At 60.6% G+C, this 24,104-nt stretch carries 16 protein-coding genes; all 16 read left to right on the forward strand.

Annotated features, from left to right (window positions below; all coding sequences use genetic code 11):
- Positions 1–100: 100 nt before the first annotated feature.
- Positions 101–778, forward strand: coding sequence for a hypothetical protein (locus tag LAN70_08750; GenBank protein ID MBZ5511248.1), 678 nt, complete (start codon positions 101–103; stop codon positions 776–778).
- A 15-nt stretch (positions 779–793) separates the two neighbouring features.
- The gene (locus tag LAN70_08755) at positions 794–2,383 is read left to right on the forward strand and encodes an OmpA family protein (protein ID MBZ5511249.1); all 1,590 of its coding nucleotides are present in this window, start codon (positions 794–796) and stop codon (positions 2,381–2,383) included.
- A complete protein-coding gene (locus tag LAN70_08760) occupies positions 2,380–2,916 on the forward strand; it encodes a GTP-binding protein (GenBank protein MBZ5511250.1) in 537 nt (178 codons plus the stop codon). The genes LAN70_08755 and LAN70_08760 overlap by 4 nt, the downstream gene beginning before the upstream one ends.
- Positions 2,879–4,801 (forward strand): response regulator, encoded by a 1,923-nt coding sequence (locus LAN70_08765; GenBank protein MBZ5511251.1) that lies wholly within the window; start codon positions 2,879–2,881, stop codon positions 4,799–4,801. The genes LAN70_08760 and LAN70_08765 overlap by 38 nt, the downstream gene beginning before the upstream one ends.
- Before the next feature lie 10 nt (positions 4,802–4,811).
- Positions 4,812–6,164, forward strand: coding sequence for a response regulator (locus LAN70_08770; GenBank protein MBZ5511252.1), 1,353 nt, complete (start codon positions 4,812–4,814; stop codon positions 6,162–6,164).
- Positions 6,165–6,354: 190 nt separating this feature from the next.
- Positions 6,355–6,864 (forward strand): hypothetical protein, encoded by a 510-nt coding sequence (locus tag LAN70_08775; GenBank protein ID MBZ5511253.1) that lies wholly within the window; start codon positions 6,355–6,357, stop codon positions 6,862–6,864.
- Between the two features lie 207 nt (positions 6,865–7,071).
- Entirely contained in the window at positions 7,072–9,399 is a 2,328-nt protein-coding gene (locus LAN70_08780; protein MBZ5511254.1) for a caspase family protein, read from the forward strand.
- A gap of 437 nt (positions 9,400–9,836) precedes the next feature.
- A complete protein-coding gene (locus tag LAN70_08785; protein MBZ5511255.1) occupies positions 9,837–11,243 on the forward strand; it encodes a GAF domain-containing protein in 1,407 nt (468 codons plus the stop codon).
- A gap of 385 nt (positions 11,244–11,628) precedes the next feature.
- A complete protein-coding gene (locus LAN70_08790; GenBank protein ID MBZ5511256.1) occupies positions 11,629–12,015 on the forward strand; it encodes a winged helix-turn-helix domain-containing protein in 387 nt (128 codons plus the stop codon).
- A gap of 431 nt (positions 12,016–12,446) precedes the next feature.
- Positions 12,447–13,976 carry an outer membrane beta-barrel protein gene (locus tag LAN70_08795; GenBank protein ID MBZ5511257.1) on the forward strand — a complete coding sequence of 510 codons (1,530 nt, stop codon included), beginning with the start codon at positions 12,447–12,449 and terminating at the stop codon, positions 13,974–13,976.
- Positions 13,977–14,067: 91 nt separating this feature from the next.
- The gene (locus LAN70_08800; GenBank protein MBZ5511258.1) at positions 14,068–15,204 is read left to right on the forward strand and encodes an efflux RND transporter periplasmic adaptor subunit; all 1,137 of its coding nucleotides are present in this window, start codon (positions 14,068–14,070) and stop codon (positions 15,202–15,204) included.
- Positions 15,205–15,245: 41 nt separating this feature from the next.
- Positions 15,246–18,401 carry a CusA/CzcA family heavy metal efflux RND transporter gene (locus tag LAN70_08805; protein ID MBZ5511259.1) on the forward strand — a complete coding sequence of 1,052 codons (3,156 nt, stop codon included), beginning with the start codon at positions 15,246–15,248 and terminating at the stop codon, positions 18,399–18,401.
- A complete protein-coding gene (locus tag LAN70_08810; GenBank protein MBZ5511260.1) occupies positions 18,398–19,681 on the forward strand; it encodes a TolC family protein in 1,284 nt (427 codons plus the stop codon). The genes LAN70_08805 and LAN70_08810 overlap by 4 nt, the downstream gene beginning before the upstream one ends.
- A 15-nt stretch (positions 19,682–19,696) precedes the next feature.
- A complete protein-coding gene (locus tag LAN70_08815) occupies positions 19,697–20,302 on the forward strand; it encodes a hypothetical protein (protein ID MBZ5511261.1) in 606 nt (201 codons plus the stop codon).
- Between the two features lie 140 nt (positions 20,303–20,442).
- Entirely contained in the window at positions 20,443–22,164 is a 1,722-nt protein-coding gene (locus LAN70_08820) for an AAA-associated domain-containing protein (protein MBZ5511262.1), read from the forward strand.
- Positions 22,165–22,287: 123 nt separating this feature from the next.
- Positions 22,288–23,931 (forward strand): ABC transporter permease subunit, encoded by a 1,644-nt coding sequence (locus LAN70_08825; protein ID MBZ5511263.1) that lies wholly within the window; start codon positions 22,288–22,290, stop codon positions 23,929–23,931.
- Positions 23,932–24,104: the final 173 nt, after the last annotated feature.

Raw genomic sequence — 24,104 nt, forward strand, 5'->3', positions numbered from 1 at the left:
TCCCCCACGCCCCACTTTGGCGTTCCAACGCGGGCGAAACGGCCCCTAGTGGTCTGCACAATGCAGCGCGGCATGGCCGCAGGAAGGACCACCTTCTTCAATGGCGCGCAAGCTCTCTAACGTGCGCAAAGCGGTGCTCAAGCTTCCCAACCTGCGCAAAAAAGTGCGAGGAATCCCTATGACCGAAAACAAGAAAATTGCAGTGGTCCCGGCTGAGGGCAACGGCGCGGAGCAGGGCGCCACCAGCGTCGACAAGATCCGCGACATCCTGTTTGGTTCGCAGATCAAGGGTTATGAAGCCCGCTTCGCGCGCCTGGAAGACACTCTGGCGCGTGAAACCGCGGAAATGAAGGATACGATGCGCCGCCGTTTCGAGTCGGTGGAGGGCTTTTTCCGCAAGGAGGCGGAGGCGCTATCGGGACGGCTCAAGGCCGAGCGGGAGGAGCGAACGGAATCGCTGAAGAGCATGGCTCGCGACCTGAAAGCGGCGAGCGACATGCTCAACAAGAAAATCCTTGAGCTCGATAACAAGACGGCCGAAGAGCAGAGCAGTCTGCGGCAGGAACTGATGCAAGAATCCCGCAAGCTGCTGGAAGAGATCCGTCACAAGAGCGACAGCCTGACCGCGCTGGTGGAGCGGCGTGCCGACGAATTGCGCGACCAGAAAGTCGACCGCGCCGCGCTGGCTTCCCTGCTGACGGAGATGGCGCTGCAACTGAGCGAGGAAGGCGTGGTGAGCGGCAAGCCGGTCAAGGTCGCCAAGGCAGCGGGACAGTAGCCAGCGAGGCTCAGCATGAGCACAGCGCCCTTACGGGACCTGGCGCCAGAGAACGAGCCCAACGGCGGTCCCACCGGCGAGTACACGCGGCTGCGGGAACTGCTGGTCGGCCCGGAACAGGCGCGCCTGGAAGAACTCCAGCGGCGGCTTGACGACCGCCAGTTGCGCACCGAAGACCTGAGCCAGGTGGTGGCGGAAGCCATCGCCTTGCGCTCCCGGCGGGACCGCACGATTCAGCAGACCCTGAATCCCCTGGTCGAAGAAGCCGTGCGCATCTCGGTCACCCGCGATCCCAACATCCTGGCCAATGCCCTCTTCCCGGTCATCGGCGAAGCGGTGCGCAAGGCCGTTGCCCATGCCCTGCGCGGCCTGGTGGAATCGATCAACCAGACGCTGGAACGCAGCGTGTCGCTGGAAGCCTTGAAATGGAGAATCGAGGCGCTGCGCACCGGGCGGCCGTTCGCCGAGATCGTGCTGACGCGCAGCTTGCGCTACCGGGTGGAACAAGTCTTCCTCATTCACCGCGAAAGCGGGCTGCTGCTGCAGCACGTGGCACGATCGGACCAGATGGTGCAGGACTCGGACCTGGTCTCCGGCATGTTGACCGCGATCCAGGACTTCATTCGTGACTCCTTCGCGGGCGCCGGCGGCCGGGATATCGAGACGATCGAACTGGACGAGTTCAATCTGTGGGTGCAGCACGGACCGTCGGCGATCCTGGCGGCGGTGGTCAGCGGCACGCCTCCTCCGGAATTGCGCAACGTGTTAGCGCGCAACCTGGAGCAGGTTCACGCGGAATATGGACCGTTGTTGGCTTCCTTCAACGGCGACGGAAGCGCGTTTGCCGCGGCGCGTCCGCTGCTTGAATCCTGCCTGCTCGGCCGCCAGGCGCAGAAGTCCGCGAAGCAGTCGAAACCGTTCTTCATTGTTTCCGCGGCCGCGCTGCTGGTGGCGATCGCGCTGGTGACCTTCTTCAGCGCGCGAACCCGCCGGCGCTGGGACCACCTGGTGGAGCGGCTGCGGCAGGAGCCCGGGATCATCCTGACCAGCGCCGACCGCTCCTGGGGCACCTACGAACTGGTCGGCCTGCGCGATCCGCTCTCCACCGACCCGGAGAAAATCGTTCGTGCTTCCGGCATTGATCCGGCCAAGGTGACTTCGCGCTGGGAACCCTACGTTTCACTCGATGCGAAGTTCAAAGTCTTCCGCCAATTTCTGGCGGAGAAGGACGCTCTCGAGCAGGCGGTCCTGCGGTTCCCGCTGAACTCGGCCCAGCTTTCGGCGGAACAGTTGGCGAAGCTCGATGACATTGAGGCGCACATCGTCAAGCTGCAACAGCAGGGGGCGGCGATCGGGCAGAAGTTTGTCATCGAGCTGCACGGCCATACCGATCCCACGGGAAACGAAGATAAGAACGACGCGCTCAGCCAGCGGCGCGCAGACGAGGTGGCAAAGGCGCTGGCCAGCCGCGGCATCAGCAAAGACATGCTGCGGACCGTCGCCATGGGCTCACGCGAGCCGGTGCGCGCCGCCGCAGCATACCTAACCGAACTGAACCGGCGTGTCACCTTCCACGTGGTCATCGGAAACGAGGCCGGCCGGTGATCCAGAAAAAAATCTGCATGGTGGGAGCGTTTGGAGTGGGCAAGACCAGCCTGGTCGCCCGCTTCGTCTACACAAAATTTTCCGAGAAATACCAGACCACGGTGGGCGTGAAGATCGACAAGAAGGTAGTCCAACACCCCGCCGGCGACATTAACCTGATCCTCTGGGACCTGGCGGGAGAAGACGCGCTCACTACGGTGCGTCCGGCACACCTGAAGGGCGCCTCCGGTTACATTCTGGTGATGGATGGCTTGCGTCGGAACACGCTCGAGGTGGCGATCGATCTCCACGGGCGCGTCAGCGAAGCGGTGGGGGCTGTCCCCTTCGTATGCGTGGTCAACAAGGCCGATCTGCGGGAAACCTGGGAGATTCAGCAGAGCGATCTCGACAACCTGGTCTCTCGCGGGTGGACGGTGGTGGAAACCAGCGCGAAGACCGGCGCCGCTGTCGAAGGAGTTTTCCAGACGCTGACCGACGCGATGATGCAGGAGCACCATGTCGACGACTCCACAGCCGGCGCCGTCGCCGGCTAACCATTCCATCAACGATACTGCCGTCCTCCTGCTGGCGATCATGCAGATGGCCGCCTTTGAGCCTTTACCCAGCGGCTCATTCCGCTTGATCTCAACTCCACCCGAATGGCTGCGCGATCTCTTACCTGGAATCGAATCCGCTCAAGAAACTGATCTGGTCGAACGCTTTCCCCTGCTGGAAGCATTCCTTCCGGAGGCGCAAGAGGTTTGGCGCGCAACCGGCGGCGGACGGGCCTGCTCCGATATCTGGACGGAGGCGCACCCCGGCGGCGGCGAGACGCACCTGCAGGCTTGGGCCTTCAACATAGCCGGGCGGCCGATTCTGTTGATCGAGGCGGCCGACATCCTGCACCGCGAACGGCAGTTGGTTCTTCAGTACGCCCATGAAACCGCGCTGCAATACGACACCATCACGCGGCTCAATCGTGAAGTGCAGCGCGCCGCGCAGGCCAAAAGCGATTTCCTGGCCATGATGAGCCACGAAATCCGCACCCCCATGAACGCCATTCTGGGCATGGCCGATGTGCTGGCGGAAACTTCACTGGGGCCCGATCAGCGCCGCTACGTAGACATTTTCCAGCGAGCGGCCAGCAGCCTGCTCGATCTGCTGAACGATATTCTGGATATGTCGAAGATCGAGGCCGGCCAGTTGACACTTGAAACCGTTCCCTTCGAGCTGCGCGATGTGGTGACGCGAGCCGTGGAACTGGTGGGCATCCGGGCGGGGGCGAAGGGGCTGAAGATAGAATCCGAAATCGCTTCCGATGTGGCGCCCTGGGTGAGCGGTGATCCGGTGCGGACCCGGCAGGTGCTGATCAACCTGCTGGGGAATTCGATGAAGTTCACCGAACAGGGGCAACTGACGGTGCGGGTCGAGCGGGACCCGGAGGGCAAGGGTCCGGCCTCGCTGCGCTTCGCCGTGTCGGACACCGGGATCGGAATTCCCGAAGACAAGCTGCCAAAGATCTTCGAAAGCTTCTCCCAAGCGGATTCTTCCACCACACGCAAATACGGCGGCACGGGACTGGGATTGACCATTTGCAAGCGGCTGGTGGAGGCGATGGGCGGCAGGATTTGGGTGGAAAGCACGGTGGGAGTTGGCAGCACCTTTTATTTCACGGCTGAGTTCGGTCACGCGGCGGCCCCGGAGACGCCGACTGCAACGGCGGCTGCGGTTGCTGCGAAGCCGGCCGAAGCCTTGCGTATCCTGGTGGCCGATGATTCCGAGGACAACCGTTCGGTGATGCGCGCCTACCTGCAGCACTCGCCGTACGAGCTTGACTTCGTCGAGGACGGCGCTTCCGCCCTGGAAAAGCTCCAGACCGGCCGGTACGATCTGGCGCTGATGGATGTCCACATGCCGCGCATGGACGGATATGCCGTGGTGCGCGCCTTCCGGGAATACGAACGGGCCAAGAACCTGCCGCCGCTGCCGGTGCTGGCGTTGACCGCCGATGCCTTCAAAGAAGCGGTGGAGAAGAGCCTGGCGGCAGGATTTACCATGCACCTGGCCAAGCCGATCCGCAAGGCGACGCTGTTGGAAGCGATCACCCGGCACGGGCAGGCCCATCCTGAAGCCGCGGCCCCAGCGAAACTCGATGTCGTTGTGGATGAGGAGCTCGCGGCGATTGTGCCCAAGTTCCTCAGCAACGTCCGGCGGAATCCTCCCGCCATCGCGGCCGCGCTGGCCCGCGGCGACTTCGGCGCCATCCGTTCGCTGGGTCACAACATGAAAGGGACTGGCGGCTCCTTCGGTCTGCCGCAGATCAGCGAGATCGGTGACCAGTTGGAGCGGGCGGCCAAAGAGCAAAATGCCGACTCGGTCCGCACCGTCACCGCCCAGTTGGTGCAATTCCTCGATTCCGTCGACATCCGTTTCAAGTAAGTGAGGCGACATGCGCGTGCGCTTCTGGGGAACCCGTGGATCGATCGCTACACCGGGCCCGGGCACAAACCGGTTCGGCGGAAACACCTCCTGCGTGGAGGTCACCACCAATTCGGGCCAGCGCTTTATCCTGGACTGCGGCACCGGAGCGCGTCTGCTCGGGATGGACCTGATGGCGCGAGCCCCCAAGCCAATCCGGGCGACCATGCTGCTGGGGCATACACATTGGGACCACATCCAGGGCTTTCCTTTCTTTGCTCCGTTGTTCATCCCGCAGAATGAATTCACCATCTGCGCCCCCACCGGCGTCGGACAAAGCCTGGCCAGCGTTTTGTCCGGACAGATGGAATTCACCTATTTCCCGGTTGCGCTGGACCAGTTGCCGGCGGCGATTGAATACAAAGATCTGACGGAAGGCACCTACGATTTCGATGGCGTGCGAGTGGTGACGCAATTTCTCAATCATCCCGCCACCAGCCTGGGTTACCGCATCGAAGCCGACGGCGCGGTGCTGGTGTATGCCTGCGATCACGAGCCCTTCGCGACCACGCTATGGCGGGAAGGAGCGCGGCCTGGGGTCATCGAATCCATCGTGCACAGTGGGGACCGCCGCCATGCCCTGTTCATGCGGCACGCCGACCTGCTCATCCACGACGCGCAGTACCTGCCGCAGGAATACGCGGCCAAGAAAAACTGGGGACACAGCACGTATGAGTATGTGGTGGAACTGGCCGCCGCGGCTGACGTTCGCCAGGTGGCGCTGACGCATCATGATCCGACCCACGACGACGTGTTCCTGGACAGCCTGGAAGCCTCCGCACAGAGGTTGGCGCGCCAGCGGAATTTCTCCCTGCACGTCTTGTGCGCTTATGAAGGAAGTGAATTCGAGGTCAGGGCGCCGCAGACCACCCGCTCACGTTCGCTGGCGGTGGCGAACGCGGGCGTCAGCTCTCCGGATCGCTTATGCGTTCTGGTGGTGGACGACGATCCCAACCTGCGCATGCTGGTGGATTCAGCGCTGCGGCACGATGGCTATACCGTGCTGGAAGCCGAGGATGGAGAGCAGGGTCTGGAGCGCGTGCAAGCCGATCGTCCCGATCTGATTTTGCTGGATGTGAACATGCCGAAGATGGACGGGCTGGCCGTCCTGCAGCAGCTTCGCAGCAACGTTGCGACCCGGAACATTCCCGTGCTCATGCTGACTGCTCAGGCGGGCGGGACCACTACTCAGGCAGCCTTCGATGCCGGCGCGACCGACTACCTGGCCAAGCCGTTCACCGTCCCACAATTGACGACCCGGGTGCGCGCCTGTCTGGATCGTTGGCGAGGGACGCCAGCCGGGATGCAGGACTCGTCAAGGTGAAGTAAGAGTATGTCGCGGAAGTTGCTGCTTGCGGCATGGTTCGTTCTTCTCAGCGGGCACAGCTGCGGTCCCGCCCTGGGACAGAGTCCCGCGATCACTCAGCAGCGGACGATGCGCGCCGTGCCCTGGACTTTCCTGTTTACAATAGATTTTCCATTTGGTAGCGTCTCGCAATTCTTAAGGAGGGACCATGGCAAGACCGCAAGTAATTTGGACTAACAGTTTCCTGGTAATGATCGTCCTGGCCGGTTGTGTTGTGCTGGCGACTGTGGCGGCCGGCGCCCCCCAACAGACGGCAGCCAAAGACAAGGCGGCCGCTGGCAAGGAAGTTGTCAATGAGACGGCGAAGACGGGCAAGGCCGGCGCCGCCGACGCCAACATCAAGAGCGACACGGAGAAGAACAACCCTAATGCCAAGGCCACGCCGCCACCAGAAAAGGGCGGCCCCAAAACGCGGGGCGCGGGTCCCTATCGCTGCGGCATTCAAATCGACAATCACACCCCGTGGATCATTCGCACCTACGTGGATGGCATCTATGCCGGCGCCGTGAACCGGTACGGGGACATCGCTGGAATCACGGGCAACGGTCCAACTACCCTTTACGCCGTGGCTTTATTTGATGATGGCTCGACGAGGAGCTGGGGACCGCATCTTTTTAACTGCGCTGCGGGCGACATTTACACCTGGCGCCTCCATTAGAGGCCAACAATTGAGTGGATCCCCTGCGACCCCGTGCTAGTCATGGGGTCGCTCGGGGGTTCGTAAACACCTCACCCCGGGGACTGCGCCATGCCACCGTTGGTGTTCCCTGTCCGCTTTTCTGCCCGTGGATTTCTCGCGTGGGCCTGCTTGTTCTGCTGCCTCGGTTCATCCAGTCTGGGTCGGGCCGAGACCAAGCGGGCGCTCTTGATCGCCATCAATACCTACGAAACGAGCCGGAGGCCGGTGCATGCGCCGGCGGGAACCGCGGCGGGAAAACCGGGGTCGGGAGGCCGCTGGGACGGTCCCGTTTGGCACAACCTGGATGGCGCGCTCAACGACCTGAACTCGGTGCACGAGCTGTTGATCAGCTCCAAGTTTGGCTTTGCGGATCGAAACATTCACATGTTGCGCGACAGCCAGGCCACGCGCGAGCAGATCCTCGCCGCCATGCGCAAATACTTGCTGGAGGAACCCGCCCCGGGCGACACGGTGGTGTTCTACTACGCCGGGCATGGCTCCCAGCGCTACAACTCGCGTTCGGAAAAGCCCAGCCACCTCGACGAAACCATGGTTCCCGCCGATGCCAACACCGGCGTGTTCGATGTTCGCGACAAAGAGATCGCGCGCTTGCTGAATCAGGTGGTGGACAAGGGCATTCGCCTCACCGCCATTTTCGACAGTTGTCATAGCGGTTCGATCGCGCGTGGCATCCCGGTCGGCGCCCCTGCCAAGGCACGCTTCCTGCCTTATGATCCCCGCGATGCCAATGACCCGCCGGACCGCACCCCGGATGGCAAGCCGGTCCCCAGGCCCGAGGACCGCCCCAACGGCGCCTTGATCCTTTCCGCGACGCAGAGTGACCAACTGGCCTCGGAGTGGTCGGCAGAAGACATCTCCCATGGCGCGTTTACCGTGGCGGTGATGGACGCTTTGCGGGTGCTCCCTGCCGACGCGCCGGCCCAGGATATCTACAAGCGAGTCAAAGTGCTGATGCAGGGGATGGGTCTGGCCGAGCAACAACCCACGCTCGCCGGACCAGCGGAGCGCAGGCAGGCGCCGTTACTGGGTCCGGGTCCACGCACCAGCGCTCTTACCGTGGCCGTCCGCTCGGCGGGAGTGAGTTCGGATGGAACTTTGGGATTAGACGCAGGTCTTGATCTCGGCCTGGGCAAAGGCAGCGAGCTGAAAAAAGTTGGTGTGCCGAACGGAGAGCCCGAAATTCGAGTGCGGATTACCTCCGCCGAACTGGGCCGGTCAAAGGCCGAATTGCTTCCCCCTGCCAAGCCCAGCCAGCTCGAAGCGGGCGACTTGTTGGAACTCGACAAATGGGTGCCGCCGGAACATACCCGTCTCAAGGTTTGGATGCCCCCGGCCAACCTCTCCCATGCCCAACTGGCCGGAGTCGCGGCGGAATTGCGGAAAGCCAAGGAAGTCGTCTGGGTAGATGATCCCCTGCTGACCTCTCCGACTCATATCGTGGCCTGGAACGGTTCCACCTGGACTCTTTCCAAGGCTGGCGCCGAAGCACAAGACTTGGGCGCCACCCCCACCGCGGAAGGCTTGCTGCAAAAGTTGGGGTCCGGCGCCGCAACGGCCCGCGTCTTCCTGCAACTGTCACCCTCGAAAGAGCTGAAGGCCGCGCTCGACCTCAATCCGGCGGGTTCGGTGGAAATGGTTGCCGGGCCGGAGTGGGCCCAATATCTGCTGGTGGGCCGCGCCAAGGCGGGCAGGATTGAGTATGCCTGGGTGCAGAAAAACTTGAGTGAAGATGACAAGGCAAAATGGAGCGCGGACGAGCGCGGCGTGCTCTGCTCGCCGGATTCTCCCTACCCGCCCAGAACGGATTGGGTGGAAGCCGGAGAAACCGCGGACGCTGTGCGCAAGACTTCCGCCACGCTGACGGAATACGCCTACGGCCTTGCCCGCGTCCGGGCCTGGCTGGAGTTGCCCGTTCCTCCAGGCGGACAGAGCGGCGCTTTTCCTTATCGCCTGGCTCTGAGAAAACTGGGCGCCGCGGCCGCAAGTGCGGGCAAGCCGGCTCTGGTGGACGAAGGGCCCGTCTTTGACGGCGAAAGTTATGGGTTGGTACTCCAGGCTAGTGGCGACATCCCCGCCAACCTCCGGCCGAAATGGGTGTACGTGCTGGGTATCGAGTGCAATGGCGAAGGACACTTGCTGTATCCGCTGGCCAGCCAGGGTAATTTGCAGCCGCAGAGAAAACCGGGCGACCCCGAATGGCCGCGGACAGTTGAGCTGACCGGCGACACGGAGCGGATTGACATTAGTGCGCCCTATGGAATCGACACTTACGTGCTGCTGACTACTTCGGACCAACTTTCCGACCTCAGCGCCTTCAACTTCAAACCGGTGCTGACGCGCGGCGCCGAGCGAGGCTCGCTTTCGCCCTTGACGCGGCTGCTAGAAGGCGCCAACTCGAATACCCGCGGTATGAGCCCCAGCGTTCCTGCAAACTGGTCTGTGCAATATCTCCCGATCCGGAGCATGCGAAAACCCTCGGCTTCCGCAAAGTGAGGCGACGGCCATTCGGGATGCAAACCAAGACCGACTAGCTCGGTGTGGGCATGTCGCTTATGGACAAGATCCTCCCCGATCAGCCCTACCGGTTTGAGAGCCTGACCGATACCTGGGCCCCTTGTCGCTTCTACCCCTATCTCGGAATCGCCATGTAGATCGGTCCTGATCGCGTGGTGCAGGAACTGGTGGTGGTGCAGACTGCGCGGCGCTAGCATTGCTTGAAAAGGGGTGCCGCCGTCGTAACACCCACCGATAGATCCCTAAAATCCACAGCCTTCGACAGGAATTCCTCATTCTGCACCGATATCCACAACTTCTTGCATTGCGTTACCACCTACCCGCTTCAATTTCGTAGAATGTTCAGTGCGGATGACCCGGCCTTGTTCCGCGTCTGAGAGGATGGCCGGGAAACACGCCGCTCTTGCCACGAGCGCATGAAGATGCACAAGCAGGTCTCAATTCCAGCTCCCCGTTTCGACGACGCGGAGGAGTGCGATACCCCGGCCGCGTGGGCCGCACGGCCTAACTCGCTGCAGGATATCGCCGATCTCGCGGTCAAAGTCACCGGCGCCGACGGCGCCGCCCTGGCGCTGGAGAATCCATCGGGCGACATCGTCTGCGCCGCTCGCAGTGGCGAGGGCGCACCGGCGGTGGGCGCGGTCCTGAATCGTTCCCTCGGAATTTCCGCGTTTTGCGTTCGCAGGGGTGTGGTGCAGCGTTGCGCCGATACCGAGACCGATCCCCGGGTTGATGCCGAAGTGTGCCGGCGACTGGGAATCCGGTCGATCATGGTGCTGCCGCTGCGCCGCAACGGGCGGGTCGCCGGCCTGCTTTCCGTTTACTCCCGTTCCGCTTCGAAGTTCGATCATCAAGATGTGGCCAAATTGGAGTACCTGCAGTCGGTCGCCGCCGGACTCGCGGATGCCGACGAGGCGACGGCGCAGCTTGCCCCGGAACTGATTGCGGCCTGGCGCCCGCGCGAGGAACCTTGCATCGAAGCCGCACCGCCGGAGACAGCCCCGCCCCCGAAGATGGAAGCGACCGTTATTGATTTCCCGCAACCGGCGAAGGCGGGAGCCGAGCTTGAATCTCCGCTTGGCGACCGCGGTGCGCCCACATCGGCGCCGGACGCCGACGAGCTGGGCGGATGGCGGCAGCCGCAGAGGTCCGTGCCACGGTCGCGGACCTTGCTGATTGCTTTGGGAATATTTTCGATCGCAGCGCTTGCGTTGGCCGGGTTGAGGTTCACGAGAATGCACAGCAACGCCTCCCGCGTGCAACTGCCTCCGCCGGTGGTGATCAGCGAAACGCCGCCGAGTACGCCGTTCCCCCCGTCCGAAATTTTGCCGACGGCGCCGCCGCACAGCGTTGTCCACGACCCGGCAGCCGCGGCCACGGCGCCGGTCGCGGAAACCGGCGTGGGGCATGTGCAATCGATCACGTGGTCTTTGGTCTCGGGCTATGCGCGCATCGAGATTGGGCTCGATCGCAACGTGCAGTACACCGCCTCTCGGCTCGACCGGCCGGAACGAGTTTATTTCGATCTGCGCAAGACACGCTTTGCGCCCGGAGTGCGTTCCCAGGAAATCGCCGTTGCCGGACCGGCATTGCGTGGCATTCGAAGTTCGCAATACGCGCAGGACGTGGTCCGTGTCGTGCTCGATTTGAACACCCGGGCTGCTTACCGCGTCGAGTTTCAGGCCGATCCACCTCGGCTCGTGATCGAAATAGATTCCGGGCGTAAAGCGCCCCTCCGCACGGCCGATAGCCCCGCTGCTACGCCCAGGGCCAGCGCGGGCGCGGTGTCGGTGAGTTGGTCGTACTGGATTTGTGTCGGCTGATTCTGCGGAAATCCTCGCTGAAATGCGACGGGCCGCCAGGCACCATCGCCAAGGTGACGAGGCGAACCACAAGCATGGCCATCAATAACGAGAAGCCGAGCACTGCCACGGTAAGACTCATTTCTCCCCCTCCCGCCAAGAACACCGCTTGAAAGATTGAATCCAGCTTCCCTGGTTGGATAGCCGGCCCGCTAAAAATTGAATAAGGATTCCATAAAAAATTCGTAAAGCGAGCGCTGCTTTTCTTTATGAAGGTTTTACGAATGTTTTATTCGAAATTTATGCCTCTCGATATCCAATCGAAGTGCACGGCGAGCGGCCGAATCAAGTCCGTCCAGCGCGGTTGGCTCGGGCGTAACCGCACCGACCGAGACGAGGGGCCAACATGGCAAGCCAGAATGTCACACCCAGAATTCGGCGACTGGGCCGTTTCTTCCGGAAGAGTTCCGAAGCGAATAACGATGCTCACCTGGTCGAAGTTGGCGACTTTCGGATCGATCTCGATAACCGCAGCGTGCGCATTCGGGACCGTGAACTCAGCCTGAGCCCGGAAGAATTCGACCTGCTCGTTTTTATGGCCGCACACCCCAAGAGAATCATTACCTCGCACACGAAGCTCAGCACACGATGCGGCAACCATCAGGTGCGCCAGGTCGAAATGCTGCCAACTCTGCTCAGTCTGCGCAAGAAGCTGCAAACGGTCGCCGATGGCTCGCGGTATATCCGTACGGAACCCTGGGTCTGCTATCGCTTCGAACCTGTCGCAGTGTAGCGGTGGACAACAGTGAAAGGCCCGAGTTCCCAAGTGGCACAAGATCAAAGTCGAGATGAATGCCACGAAACCGGGAAGACTTCGAATTTACGCGAAGAAGGGCTACTACAGCCCAGTTGACTGACAACCGTTTCTCAGTTTTGACAACAGAAAGGAATTGGTACCTAGAGAATATGAAAGACCTGTTGCGTAAGGGAGTGGCACTTTCCACTGTTCGTTCGATCATAGTTTTGAGTTTCGCACTCACGCAGGTGCCGCACAGCTACGCCCAAACTCCGGCGCAGACTGGCGCTCAGGCGAAAGCCGCCGCACAACCGTCATTCGGGTTGTTCGATCATTCCGCCGGCACGAGCAGCAGCAAACCGGCGGATGGGGCAACGGCCGCTGACAATCAGCCATTACCGCCCGCGGTTGCCAACGCGCTTGCGGCAATGCAGGCACGTATCGACCAGTTGGAGGCGGAGTTGAGGTCGAAAAACGCGCGCGAACAAGCACCCTCGACCGCGTCACTCGTCGGAATGAAGACTCCGAGTGCGCCAGGCGAAGCAGCGGCGGCCGCCAGCCCGGCGACCGAACCCGCCTCTCCCGATAAGCCCGCAAAAGCGGAGCCTTTCGCCTATGCGGATTGGACCTGGCTCAACGGCACCGCGCGCAACAAGGACGCGGTCTGGGACTCGAAGTTCTTCACCCCGGAAATCAGGTTCGACACTCACTTTGTGCACAGTTTCAATCATCCGAAAGATGACTCGATGGGCGGGTCGAGCGAAATCTTCCGGTCAAACGAATTTCAGGTGGAGCAGATCAGCTTCGGCGGCGACTTCCACTGGCAAAATGTTCGCGGCAGAGTTTTGACCATGAATGGCATGTTCGGCGTCACCACGCCACGCAACGATGCCAGCCCTGGTCGTGGCCAGTGGGACCTCCGGGGCGCGTACAAGTACGTATCAGAAGCCTACGGCGGATACCACTTTGATGTGAACCACGGGCTCAACATCGACGCGGGCATCTTCGTGTCGTACATCGGACTCTTCAGCTACTACAACTTCGATAACTGGGCTTACCAGCCGTCCTATGTGTCGTCCAATACGCCATGGTTTTTCAATGGCCTACGGATACAGTGGTTTCCCACCGACAAGCTGAAGATCGAACCCTGGATCATCAACGGATGGCAGTCCTACGGCAGGTTCGGCAGCAAGCCGGGCCTGGGAGGACAGATCCTGTGGCGCCCGAGACCATGGCTCTCGTTTGTCTTCAATAACTACGGCATGGGCGAAGATACCCTCGGTAGCGGAAACGGTCAGTTTGGCCGTACGCGCATCCATACCGACGACAGTGTCGAGGTCAAATACTACGACCGGCCGCAGAACTTCCTCGACAAGATGGCGTTTTCCTTCACCGCTGACCTGGGATGCGAATACGGCGGCCCAGTTGCTGCCGGCCTGAACGTGAATTGCCATCACAACACTGCGACCAGCAAGAAGCAGACCTTCGCGGGTTGGATGCTCTACAACCGGTGGTGGTTCAAGAAGGACACCTACGGTCTCACCATCGGCGGTGGCGCGATGAGTAATCCGGGGCGCTATCTGACACTGCTGCCGCCCATCAATGGAGCGGATGCTATCTCCGGTTCGCCTTACTTTACGGCCAATCCGGGCGATCCATTCAGAGCCTGGGACGCTTCTCTCACTTTCGATTGGATGCCAAAGCAGTACATTACCTTCCGCACTGAGTATGGCTACCGCCACGCCAACGTGCCCTACTGGAGCGGAGCGGGTGGGATCACGCCTCCCGGCTTGAATACCGGCACACCGGGCGTGCCGGTAGGCACCACTACCTTCGTGCCGGGCCCGCAGTTGTCCGCCACGCCGGGTTCCACTTGTGTGGCAGGAGCGGCAGGTTGGTGCCCGGATCTGCGGAAGAATGAAGCCAGCGCGAGATTCGCGATCATGGTCAAGTTCTAGCCCTGAAAACCATTGTCCCAAGGGGCGTGTTGGTTGCCTGACAACACGCCCGCGGGATTACTCCGACCGTTCGATTGTTGATGCGTGATTTATGAAAAACAAAGGCCCGCAAGTCGGTCTTGTCCTGGTCTCCTTTCTGTTGCTGCTGACTCTTGGCGGCTGTAGCAGCGCGCATGGAAATCCGGCGGCGGAGGCGCCGCCTCCGGTGAAGGTCGTTTCTGATGTGAACGTCAGCCTTTTGAGCGTGGAGCGTCCGGAACAATTTGCGCTCAGTACGGCAACGGCGCGCGCCACCGTCTCGAAACTGGTTGTCACCGGCACGGTGAGCCCCGACATTCTGCGGAGCGTTCCCGTCATTTCACTGGCTTCCGGCCGCATCGTGGCCATTCACGCCAAGCTGGGCGACACCGTGCACAAGGGTCAGTTGCTGCTGCAAGTGCAGAGCAGCGACGTGGCGGGAGCTTTCTCGGACTATCGCAAGGCGGTCAATGACGAGAGGCTGGCGCGTTATCAGCTCGACCGGGCGAAAATTCTTTACGACAAGGGCGCCATCTCGAAGAGCGCTCTGGAAACTCTTGACGACGCCGAACAGAACGCCGCCGTGGTCCTGGAAACCGCCCATGAGCATCTGCAGTTGCTCGGGTTGGACAAGGACCATCCCACCGGCATCGTCCGAATCGTAGCGCCGGCGTCGGGCGTGATTACCGACCAGCAGGTCACCAATGCCGCGGGAGTGCAGGCATTGGGGTCGAACCCCTTCACGATTTCCGACCTGTCCTCGGTCTGGGTGGTTTGCGATGTCTACGAAAACGATCTCCCCAGGGTTCACGTCGGCGATCCGGCTGAGATCACGTTGAACGCGTATCCCGACAAGGTCATTACCGGCCGGATCAGCAACATCGGCGCGGTGCTTGATCCCAGCATTCGGACCGCAAAAGTCCGCATCGAGGTGCGCAATCCCGGAATGATGCGCCTGGGAATGTTCGTGACTGCCACCTTCCGTGGCGTCAAGAAGGAGACCCACACAGAAGTTCCCGCGTCTGCGATCTTGCATCTCCACGACCGCGATTGGGTCTACGTGCCGGCGGAAGACAAGAAGTTTCGTCGCGTGGAGGTTGTGAGTGGGGAAATTTCGCCGGATCAGATGCAAGAAGTTGTCTCCGGGCTACAACCAGGGGCACGTGTGGTGACGAATGCGCTGGCCTTGCAGCACACGGTCGAGCAGTGAGTCAAAACCCGGGCGACCGAACTCTCAGCAGGAAATAGCCAATGATTCGCTTCCTCGTAGATTTCGCGCTCAACAACCGGTTTGTCGTGCTGGCGACTGCCATCCTGTTGCTCGCTTGGGGCGCGATCTCGTTCCACAACCTGCCCGTTGAGGCCTATCCCGACATTGCGGATAACTACGCGACCATCATTACCCAGTGGCCAGGCCGGTCTGCCGAGGAAGTGGAACAGCAGGTCACGATCCCGGTCGAAAAGGAGATGAACGGGATTCCTCATCTTTCGCATCTGCGCTCGGAGTCAATCTTCGGTCTGTCATTTGTGATCCTGATCTTCGACGACCAATCCGACAACGATTGGAATCGGCAGAAGGTTTTGGAGAGACTTTCGCAAGTCGAGCTGCCTCCCGGGTTGCAGCCTCAAATGGGCACGGACTGGAGCACGACGGGGCAGATCTACTGGTACGTGCTGCGAAGTACAACGCCCACGATCGACCTCATGGAACTCAAGTCCATTGAGGACTGGACGGTGGAGCGGGAACTCAAATCGGTTCCGGATATCGTCGACGTCAGCAGCTTTGGCGGAACCACGCGGGAGTATCAGGTACGCATCGATCCCAATAAGCTCGTGTCCTACGGACTGACTGTTGGCCAAGTGGAACAACAGTTGGCCAATAACAACATCAATGCGGGCGGCAGCTTCGTGGAAACGGGTTTGCAACAGATGAACGTCCGCACTCTCGGGCTCTTCACCAATGTAAAAGATATCGAGCAGACGGTCTTAACCGCCAAGAACGGGACTGCTCTTCGGGTCAAGGACATAGCCGAGGTAAGCCAAGGCCCCAAAATCCGCCTGGGCCGCGAGGGAAGGGCCATTCTTCGGGACAATGGTGTCATCGTCGACAACGACGATGTCATCTTTGCGCAGGTGATGATGCGCAAGGGCGCACACTCGGGGCCTACCCTTGAAAAGCTTCACGCGAAAGTGCAGCAGATGAACAACGGCATCCTTCCTCCGGGCGTGAAGATGGAACGGATGATCGACCGCAGCGATCTGCTTCATTACACGCTGCACACCGTGCTGCACAACCTGGCGGAGGGGATGATCCTGGTGACCGTCATCCTTTTGCTCTTTCTCCTCAGCGCCCGCGCAGCTCTGATCGTGGCAATCACGATTCCGTTCTCGTTGCTCTTTGCTTCCATCTGGCTCGACCTGACTCATATGGAGGCCAATCTCCTCTCCTTGGGCGCCCTGGACTTTGGGATGGTTGTGGACGGGGCCGTGGTCATGGTCGAGAACATCGTCCGGCATCTCAGTCGCAACAGCGGTTCCGATTCTAAAGTCGTGAAAACACCCGCGGTAGACATACGCAATGCCGCCCACGAAGTGCAACGCCCGGTGTTTTATGCCATTGCCATCATTATCACGGCTTACTTGCCAATTTTCACGCTGCAGCGAATCGAGGGGCGGCTGTTCAAGCCGATGGCTTGGACGGTGGCCTTCGCTCTTCTCGGCGCCCTGGCTTTCTCGATTGTGGTCATCCCTGTTCTCTGTGGTTTGTTCTTCCGCGGGAGAATTCGAGAACGACGCAACCGAGTCATGGAGTTCCTCATCAAGCAGTATCGGACACGGCTGCGCTGGGCCATCGCGCATCGGCGAATCACCATCGGCGCCGGCGTTGCCCTGTTCGGCGTAACCTTTTTCCTAGCCTTCAGCGGAGCGATTGGTTCGGAGTTCTTGCCTCATCTGGACGAAGGCGCAATCTGGGTGCGCGGAACCCTGCTCAACAGTACCAGTCTTACGGAAGGCGTTCGCTTCACCAATGAGGCGCGCCTCATTCTTGCATCGTTCCCTGAGGTGACCCAAGTGATCTCGGAAGTCGGCCGTCCCGACGATGGCACTGATACCGGCGGATTTGGCAACACCGAGTACTTCGTTGACTTGAAGCCAAAAGCGCAATGGAGACCGGTTTTTCATGAGGACAAAGAGGCCCTGATCGCCGCCATGAATCGCGAGCTGGATAAGAAACTGGTGGGAGCTACCTGGAATTTCTCGCAGCCAATTGAAGATAACGTGGCAGAAACGGAAAGCGGCACCAAAGGTCATCTTGCGGCCAAGCTTCTCGGTCCTGACTTAAGGACACTGGATGAGTTGGGTGGGCAGATCGTTGCCGCCATGGCGCCCGTCGAAGGCGTTAAAGATCTGAAGCTTTATCCCACGGTGGGCCAGCCGAATCTGAATTTTACGATTGACCGGCAACAGGCCGCCCGCTTCGGAATCAACGTGGCCGATATTCAAGACGCCATTGAAACTGCGGTAGGCGGAAAGGCGGTAAGTCAAGTACTCCATGGTGAGGCGCGCTATGACGTGGTGGCGCGGTATCAGGAGCCGTATCGCAATACCAGGGAGGCGATCGAAAAGGTCCGCCTGCTTTCCCCCTCGGGAGAACGAGTCTCCCTGGCGCAACTCACCACGGTATCGGTTCGGGATGGCGCCTATGACATTTACCGCGAGAACAATAACCGCTATGACGCCGTGACCTTCAGCGTCCGAGGGCGGGACCTGGGAACCACGGTCGAAGAGGCCATGAAGCGGATCAATGAAAAAGTGAAGCTTCCGCCAGGCTATCGCCTGGAATGGGCCGGTGAATATGAGAGTCAGCAGCGCGCGAACAAACGCTTGGCGATCATCGTTCCGCTCACCATCATGCTCATCTTCATGATCCTCTATACGCTGTTCAAGTCGGTCAAATGGTCGCTGCTGGTTTTGGGCAACGTGGTCATGGCGCCGATCGGCGGTGTGTTCGCGTTGCTGGTTACGGGCAACAACTTCAGTGTTTCCTCGGGCGTCGGATTTCTCGCGCTGTTTGGCGTTTCGGTGCAAACCGGGGTGATCATGCTCGACTACATCAACCAGCTCCGCGCGCGAGGCCAGTCCATCCAGCAGGCTGCGGTCGAGGGCGCCATCTTGAGGCTCCGTCCCATCATGATGACCATGCTGGTGGCAACCTTGGGGTTGCTGCCGGCGGCCATGTCGCACGCCATCGGTTCGGATTCCCAGCGGCCCTTCGCAATCGTAATCGTCGGGGGGCTGATTGCGACCCTGGGAATGAGCATCTTCTTGTTGCCCACTTTGTATGTCTGGATCGCCCGCCCGGGTGACGTTCTGCCAGACGCGAAGGAGGCCGCCGAATACGCATGAGAAGCATAGGAAAGAAAAAACGAGCCGGCATCGCCTCGATTGTGGCTGCGTTAGCTTTGCTTAGCACTCTGCCGGCAATCGCCCAGAGCACTTCCCGCATCACTCTGGACGAAGCCATCGACTTGGCGCTGAAGAACAGCCCCTCACTGAAGGCCGCCCGCAGCAACATCGACCAGAGTAAGGCCCAGGAAGTAACGGCGGGATTGCGGCCCAACCCCACGCTCTCGTGGGACTCGCAGTACATCCCGTTTTTCACCCCGAGCCTGTTCTCGAAAGATACGCTGGACGCTATCCAGCAGTTCGACATCGGCGCCGGCTACCTCATCGAGCGGGGAGGCAAGCGTCACCGCAGGCTGGATGCCGCGCGTGACCAGACGCGCGTGACCGAGGCGCAGGTAGTAGACGCCGAACGCGCGCTGAAGTTCAGCGTCGCTCAGCAGTTCATCAGCGCACTGCTCGCCAAGTCAAATCTGGAGTTCGCTCTCCAAGCCCTGAAAAGCTTTCGCCAGACTGTCGACATCAACGAGGAGCGTTACAAAGCCGGGGACGTCAGCAAAGGAGACTTTCTGAAGACAAGGGTCCAACTGCTGCAGTTCCAGACCGACGTCACCGCGGCGGAGTTGGCGAAGGTGCAGGCCTTGGCGTCATTGCGGCAGCTCATCGGGTACGATTCCGTGCCGCGCGACTACGACTTGATTGGCGCTTTGGAATACGCGCCCGTCAAGGTTCAATTGGATGATTTGGAAGCGAGAGCACTGCAGGCACGACCCGACCTACGTGGGGCTGAGCTGGGCGTAAATGCCGCCAAAAGCCAGTTGGGATTGGCGAAGGCAAATGGGAAACAGGACCTGAATATCACCTTTAACTACACTCACGTATCTCAGGTCAACGATGGCGCCCTGTACTTCGCCATGCCGGTCGCCCTGTTCAATCGTAACCAGGGCGAGATCGCACGCTCCCGCTACGCGATAGATCAGGCGGAATTGAACCGGAAAGCAGCGGAGGAAACCGTATTAACGGACGTAAAGAACGCCTACGAAGCGGTGAAGACGAACCAGGACGTGGTTGACCTGTATCAGTCTGGCTACCTGCAGCAAGCGCAAGAGTCCCTCGACATCACTGGCTTCGCCTACAAGCAGGGCGCGGCCGCATTGCTTGATTTTCTGGACGCGGAGCGCAGTTATCGCAGCACTCAGCTTGCCTACCGGCAGGCGCTGGCCAGTCACATGCTCGCGGTTGAACAGTTGCGACAAGCGGTTGGGGTCAGGCAAATTCCGTGATCTGGGGAAGACCTGATGCGAATTGATGGAGAACAACAAATGGTGAAGGATGTGTCTGCAATTTTGCAGAGCTTGCTCGACAGGGTTAAGAAGCGTGGGTACTCCGAGGATGAGATCCTCCGGGTTGCTGCGCAAGGAGATACCCTGCTCGACAAGTTTGCCGATGTCATGGCCGAGGCGGCCCGCAAGCCGAGAGATGTTTTCCCGGTGACGGTGAATTACGATCTTTCGGTGGAAGAGGCAATCAAGGCGGGAGATTACCAAGCGGTGCACGCCGATATCACGTCGAATAACTTTCCATCCACGCGCAGCGGCCAGGCAGATGTGGAAATCGTTCTCATCCGCTATGACCGGCGCATGGCATCAGAAGATGTAGTCCGTGAGCTCGACCGGGAAGGTCTGCGGGCCGCCGAGTTGCCGGAATTTCTGGCCTTTGGCGCCAAGTATCCGGACGTGCAACGGAAATTCTCGGTGGCCGGCCTGGGCTCCGTGTGGCAGGACCGAAAAGGCTATCGCAACGTCCCGTGCTTGTATGAGGCTTCCGAAGGCCGTTACCTCGACCTCCACTGGTGGGATGACGGGTGGTACAGGTATACGCGATTTGCCGCAACTCACAAGTAAAGCTTTGAGTTTTCGCATGGTGTTTGGTATTACGGAATCGGCTCTCATAAAGTAAGTGGGAACGAGTGAAACTCGGAACCACGGCCTAGGCGGCTGGTGAGCGGTAGATGCCCGCCGACCGAGGTTGCCCTTCTACCTCTATGACTCCGCCGATCGCCGAAGCCGTGCGCGAGGTTCTCTCCCAAGGACGGCCTGACGAGGCCGCCGCGATCATCCAGCGGCTCGACCCGAACACCGCGGCTGGGACATTGGCGGCACTGTCGTTTGAACAACAGCAAATACTTTTCCGTCTGCTGCCGGCTGATTTCGCTGCCGCCCTGGTCAGTCACTTTCCCTACTACCACGAATACGTCCTGTTGCATTCGCGGCCGGCCACGGAAATGCGGGCTATTGTCGACAAGCTCGACCCCACCGAACGGATGCGGTTTTTCGACGAGCTGCCCGAAGAGGCGTGGCAGCGGCTGATGGACGAGCTGGCCGCGGCAGCCGTGGAAGCGCCGAAACCCGCAGTCGTGGCCCCTGTCATTCCCTCTCCCGCGGTGGAGAAGATTATTGAGGCGCGGCACGTTCAGAAGAGTTTCCAGCAACCAGACGGGCGGGAGATCCAGGTGATAGCGCCTCTGGATTTGTGTGTAGAATCCGGCGCCATCATTGCGCTGCTGGGAGCTTCGGGTTGCGGCAAATCTACGCTCTTGCGCATCCTCTCCGGCCTGGCAGCGCCAACCGGCGGCGCTGTTTTTTGGCATGAGCGGCCGCTCAGCGAGTGCAGTCCCAACGTCGCCATCGTCTTCCAAAGCTTTGCCTTGTTTCCCTGGCTTACGGTCCTGGAAAACGTGGAGGTTCCGCTGCTGGCCCGCGGCATGCCTCACTACCAGCGCCATCGCCGGGCACTCGAAGCATTGAAGTCCGTGGGCCTGAAGGGATTTGAGAACGCGTTTCCCAAGGAACTCTCCGGCGGCATGAAGCAGCGTGTCGGTTTCGCCCGCGCCCTGGCGGTCGAACCGGAAGTGCTGTTCATGGATGAACCGTTTTCCGCGCTGGATGTGCTCACGGCAGAGAACCTTCGCGGCGAACTGATGGAGTTGTGGCTGAAGAAGCAGATTCCGACCAAAAGCATTTTCCTGGTGACGCACAACATCGAAGAGGCGGTGTTGCTGGCCGATCGCGTCATCGTTCTCGGCAGGAACCCGGCCCGCATCCACGCCGATTTTCCGATCCCGCTCACCCAACCCAGGGACCGCAAGTCAGCCGAGTTCCTGGTCTACGTGGACTACATTTACAAAGTCATGACGCAGCCGGAACTGGAGCTGGCGCCACCGATACGGCGCGAGCAGCCGGCCAGGCCTCCGCTCCAGAGGCTGCCCCACGCCAAGCCGGGCGGCATGGCCGGCCTGCTCGAGTTGCTGAACGATCGCGGCGGGAACGAGGATCTTTACCATCTCGCGGATGAACTTTTGATGGAGGTCGATGACCTGTTCCCCATCGTCGAGGAGGCGGTGCTGCTGGGCTTTGCCAAGTCGCATGAAGGGGACGTGGAGATCACTCCGGCAGGCAAAGCCTTCGCCGAGGCGGACATTGCCACGCGTAAAAACCTCTTTCGCGAGGCGGCCCTCGCCCATGTCGTACTGATGCAGCAGATTCGCAGCGCTCTCGAGAAAAAGTCGGACGGAGCCATACCCCTGGAATTCTTCCGGGATGTCCTCGACGAACATCTGCCGGAGGAGGAAGTGCAGAGGCAGATCGAAACCGTATTGAATTGGGGCCGGTATGCCGAGATATTCACCTACGATTCGGAAACCGACCGGCTGTTATTGCACCAGGCCGCAAGTTCCACGAACCCTAATGCTGCTCCGCTGCATTAACGGAATTTCATTCCGAGGAGACGGGCAATACAAAACGCAGACACATCACCGATTTCAGGCTGGGGAATCGTCCCTGCGGGTGGCCGATCTCTGCTCCGAGATCTGCCGATCATCCTTGCGGGAATGGCCTTCTTTTATGGGGTGCTCTCCTTTGGCCGCTACTGGATCGGCCCGGTCAGCACCCAAGCGGAAATTGACCTCCATCCAGCGGCGTTGCCCAAGTACGCGCTGTACTCCGTGCTGCGCATCACCATCGCTTATGGGTTCAGCCTGGGATTCACTCTGATCTACGGCTATGTCGCCGCCTACAACCGGAAGGCGGAGCGCTTCATGATCCCGCTGCTGGACACTTTGCAGTCGATTCCTGTCCTCAGTTTCCTGCCCGGCGTCATGATCTCGATGGTTGCGCTTTTTCCGACCCGCCAACTGGGCGTGGAACTCGGATGCGTCCTGCTGATCTTCACTGGCCAGGTCTGGAACATGACCTTCAGCTTCTATTCGTCGCTGAAGAACATTCCGCGCGAGATGTACGAGGCGGCGCAGGTCTACCGGTTGAGCTGGTGGCAGAGGTTCCGGCAGCTCGAGTTGCCGTACGCAGCCATCGGGCTGATCTGGAATTCCATGATGTCGGTGGCGGGCGGATGGTTCTTCCTCATGGCCTGCGAGATGTTTGTGCTGGGTAACCGCGACCTTCGCCTTCCCGGGCTGGGCTCCTACCTGCAGACGGCCGCCAACGCCGGGAACACGCGAGCGATCCTCGCCGGTCTCGCGGTCATGGTCGGAGTGATCGTGCTCATCGACCGGGTGGTCTGGCGCCCCGTGATCGCCTGGGCCGAGAAGTTCAAGTTTGAGCAAGTGGAAGCCGCCGAGACGCCGCGGTCACCCATTTTGGACTTGCTGCGCCGGTCGCGCGTGCTGTCGCTGGCCGCCAGGAAGTCGGTGATGCCGATTCGCGAGGCCTTGGACCTGCACTTTGCGAGAGCTCACGCATCTGCGCCCACGCCTGGAAAGCGACTGGCATCGAGGTGGACTGCGCGGATGGTCGGCGTTGTCGCGCTGGGCGGTATCGCCTATGCAGTGGTGAAGATGTTGTCGGTTGCTGCATCGGTCTCATGGTCCGATCTGCGCACCATCTTCCTGGGAGCTGGAGCTACATTCCTGCGTGTAGAGTTCGTTCTCGTGCTCGCGGCCCTTTGGACGATCCCGGTAGGAACCGTGATCGGACTGCATCCGAAACTCTCCGCCATCGCCCAACCGATTGCGCAGATCGCCGCGTCGGTGCCCGCGACCGCCTTGTTCCCGATCATCCTGCTGGTCCTGATTCGCTGGGGAGGCGGACTGGGAATTGGTTCGATTGTCCTGCTGCTTCTTGGTACGCAGTGGTACATGCTGTTCAACGTCATCGCCGGGGCGACGGCCATCCCCACGGACTTGAAAGAGGTGTGCGACGTCTACCACTTGAAGCGGGTGGAGCGCTGGCGAAGGCTGTTGTTGCCGGGAATCTTCCCTTATCTGGTAACCGGTTTCGTAACTGCCTCCGGGGGCGCCTGGAACGCGAGCATCGTCGCCGAGTACTTTCACTTTCGCGGCCAGACAATCTCGACCGTGGGACTGGGTGCGGTGATCAGCCAAGCCACGGACCATGGAAATTTCCGGATGCTGCTGATGGCGACTATGGTTATGGCGATCATTGTGGTCACCATTAACCGTATGCTTTGGCGGCGGCTCTATGCCCTGGCTTCAACCCGCTTCAAGCTGGAGTCCTGAAGCCCGCCAGATGTTCCATCACCGGCCCGACCGGGAAAAAGCTCAAACCGATGGCGGTGCGGAAGAATCGGCTGGGACATGCCGATGCACAAACCACGATGGACTACACGCACGCGGTTACCGCAGACGAACGCAGGATTGCGGCAGAGCTGGGGAGAATTCTGCACGTTACT

The sequence above is a fragment of the Terriglobia bacterium genome (assembly GCA_020072845.1).
Taxonomy (GTDB): domain Bacteria; phylum Acidobacteriota; class Terriglobia; order Terriglobales; family Acidobacteriaceae; genus JAIQGF01.

What these genes read in the sequence shown, in the direction of transcription:
- LAN70_08750 (MBZ5511248.1), top strand. Translation starts at nt 101, where the DNA reads ATGGCGCGCAAGCTCTCTAACGTGCGCAAAGCGGTGCTCAAGCTTCCC.
- LAN70_08755 (MBZ5511249.1), top strand. Translation starts at nt 794, where the DNA reads ATGAGCACAGCGCCCTTACGGGACCTGGCGCCAGAGAACGAGCCCAAC.
- LAN70_08765 (MBZ5511251.1), top strand. Translation starts at nt 2,879, where the DNA reads ATGTCGACGACTCCACAGCCGGCGCCGTCGCCGGCTAACCATTCCATC.
- LAN70_08770 (MBZ5511252.1), top strand. Translation starts at nt 4,812, where the DNA reads ATGCGCGTGCGCTTCTGGGGAACCCGTGGATCGATCGCTACACCGGGC.
- LAN70_08775 (MBZ5511253.1), top strand. Translation starts at nt 6,355, where the DNA reads ATGGCAAGACCGCAAGTAATTTGGACTAACAGTTTCCTGGTAATGATC.
- LAN70_08785 (MBZ5511255.1), top strand. Translation starts at nt 9,837, where the DNA reads ATGAAGATGCACAAGCAGGTCTCAATTCCAGCTCCCCGTTTCGACGAC.
- LAN70_08790 (MBZ5511256.1), top strand. Translation starts at nt 11,629, where the DNA reads ATGGCAAGCCAGAATGTCACACCCAGAATTCGGCGACTGGGCCGTTTC.
- LAN70_08795 (MBZ5511257.1), top strand. Translation starts at nt 12,447, where the DNA reads ATGCAGGCACGTATCGACCAGTTGGAGGCGGAGTTGAGGTCGAAAAAC.
- LAN70_08800 (MBZ5511258.1), top strand. Translation starts at nt 14,068, where the DNA reads ATGAAAAACAAAGGCCCGCAAGTCGGTCTTGTCCTGGTCTCCTTTCTG.
- LAN70_08805 (MBZ5511259.1), top strand. Translation starts at nt 15,246, where the DNA reads ATGATTCGCTTCCTCGTAGATTTCGCGCTCAACAACCGGTTTGTCGTG.
- LAN70_08810 (MBZ5511260.1), top strand. Translation starts at nt 18,398, where the DNA reads ATGAGAAGCATAGGAAAGAAAAAACGAGCCGGCATCGCCTCGATTGTG.
- LAN70_08815 (MBZ5511261.1), top strand. Translation starts at nt 19,697, where the DNA reads ATGCGAATTGATGGAGAACAACAAATGGTGAAGGATGTGTCTGCAATT.
- LAN70_08820 (MBZ5511262.1), top strand. Translation starts at nt 20,443, where the DNA reads ATGACTCCGCCGATCGCCGAAGCCGTGCGCGAGGTTCTCTCCCAAGGA.
- LAN70_08825 (MBZ5511263.1), top strand. Translation starts at nt 22,288, where the DNA reads ATGGCCTTCTTTTATGGGGTGCTCTCCTTTGGCCGCTACTGGATCGGC.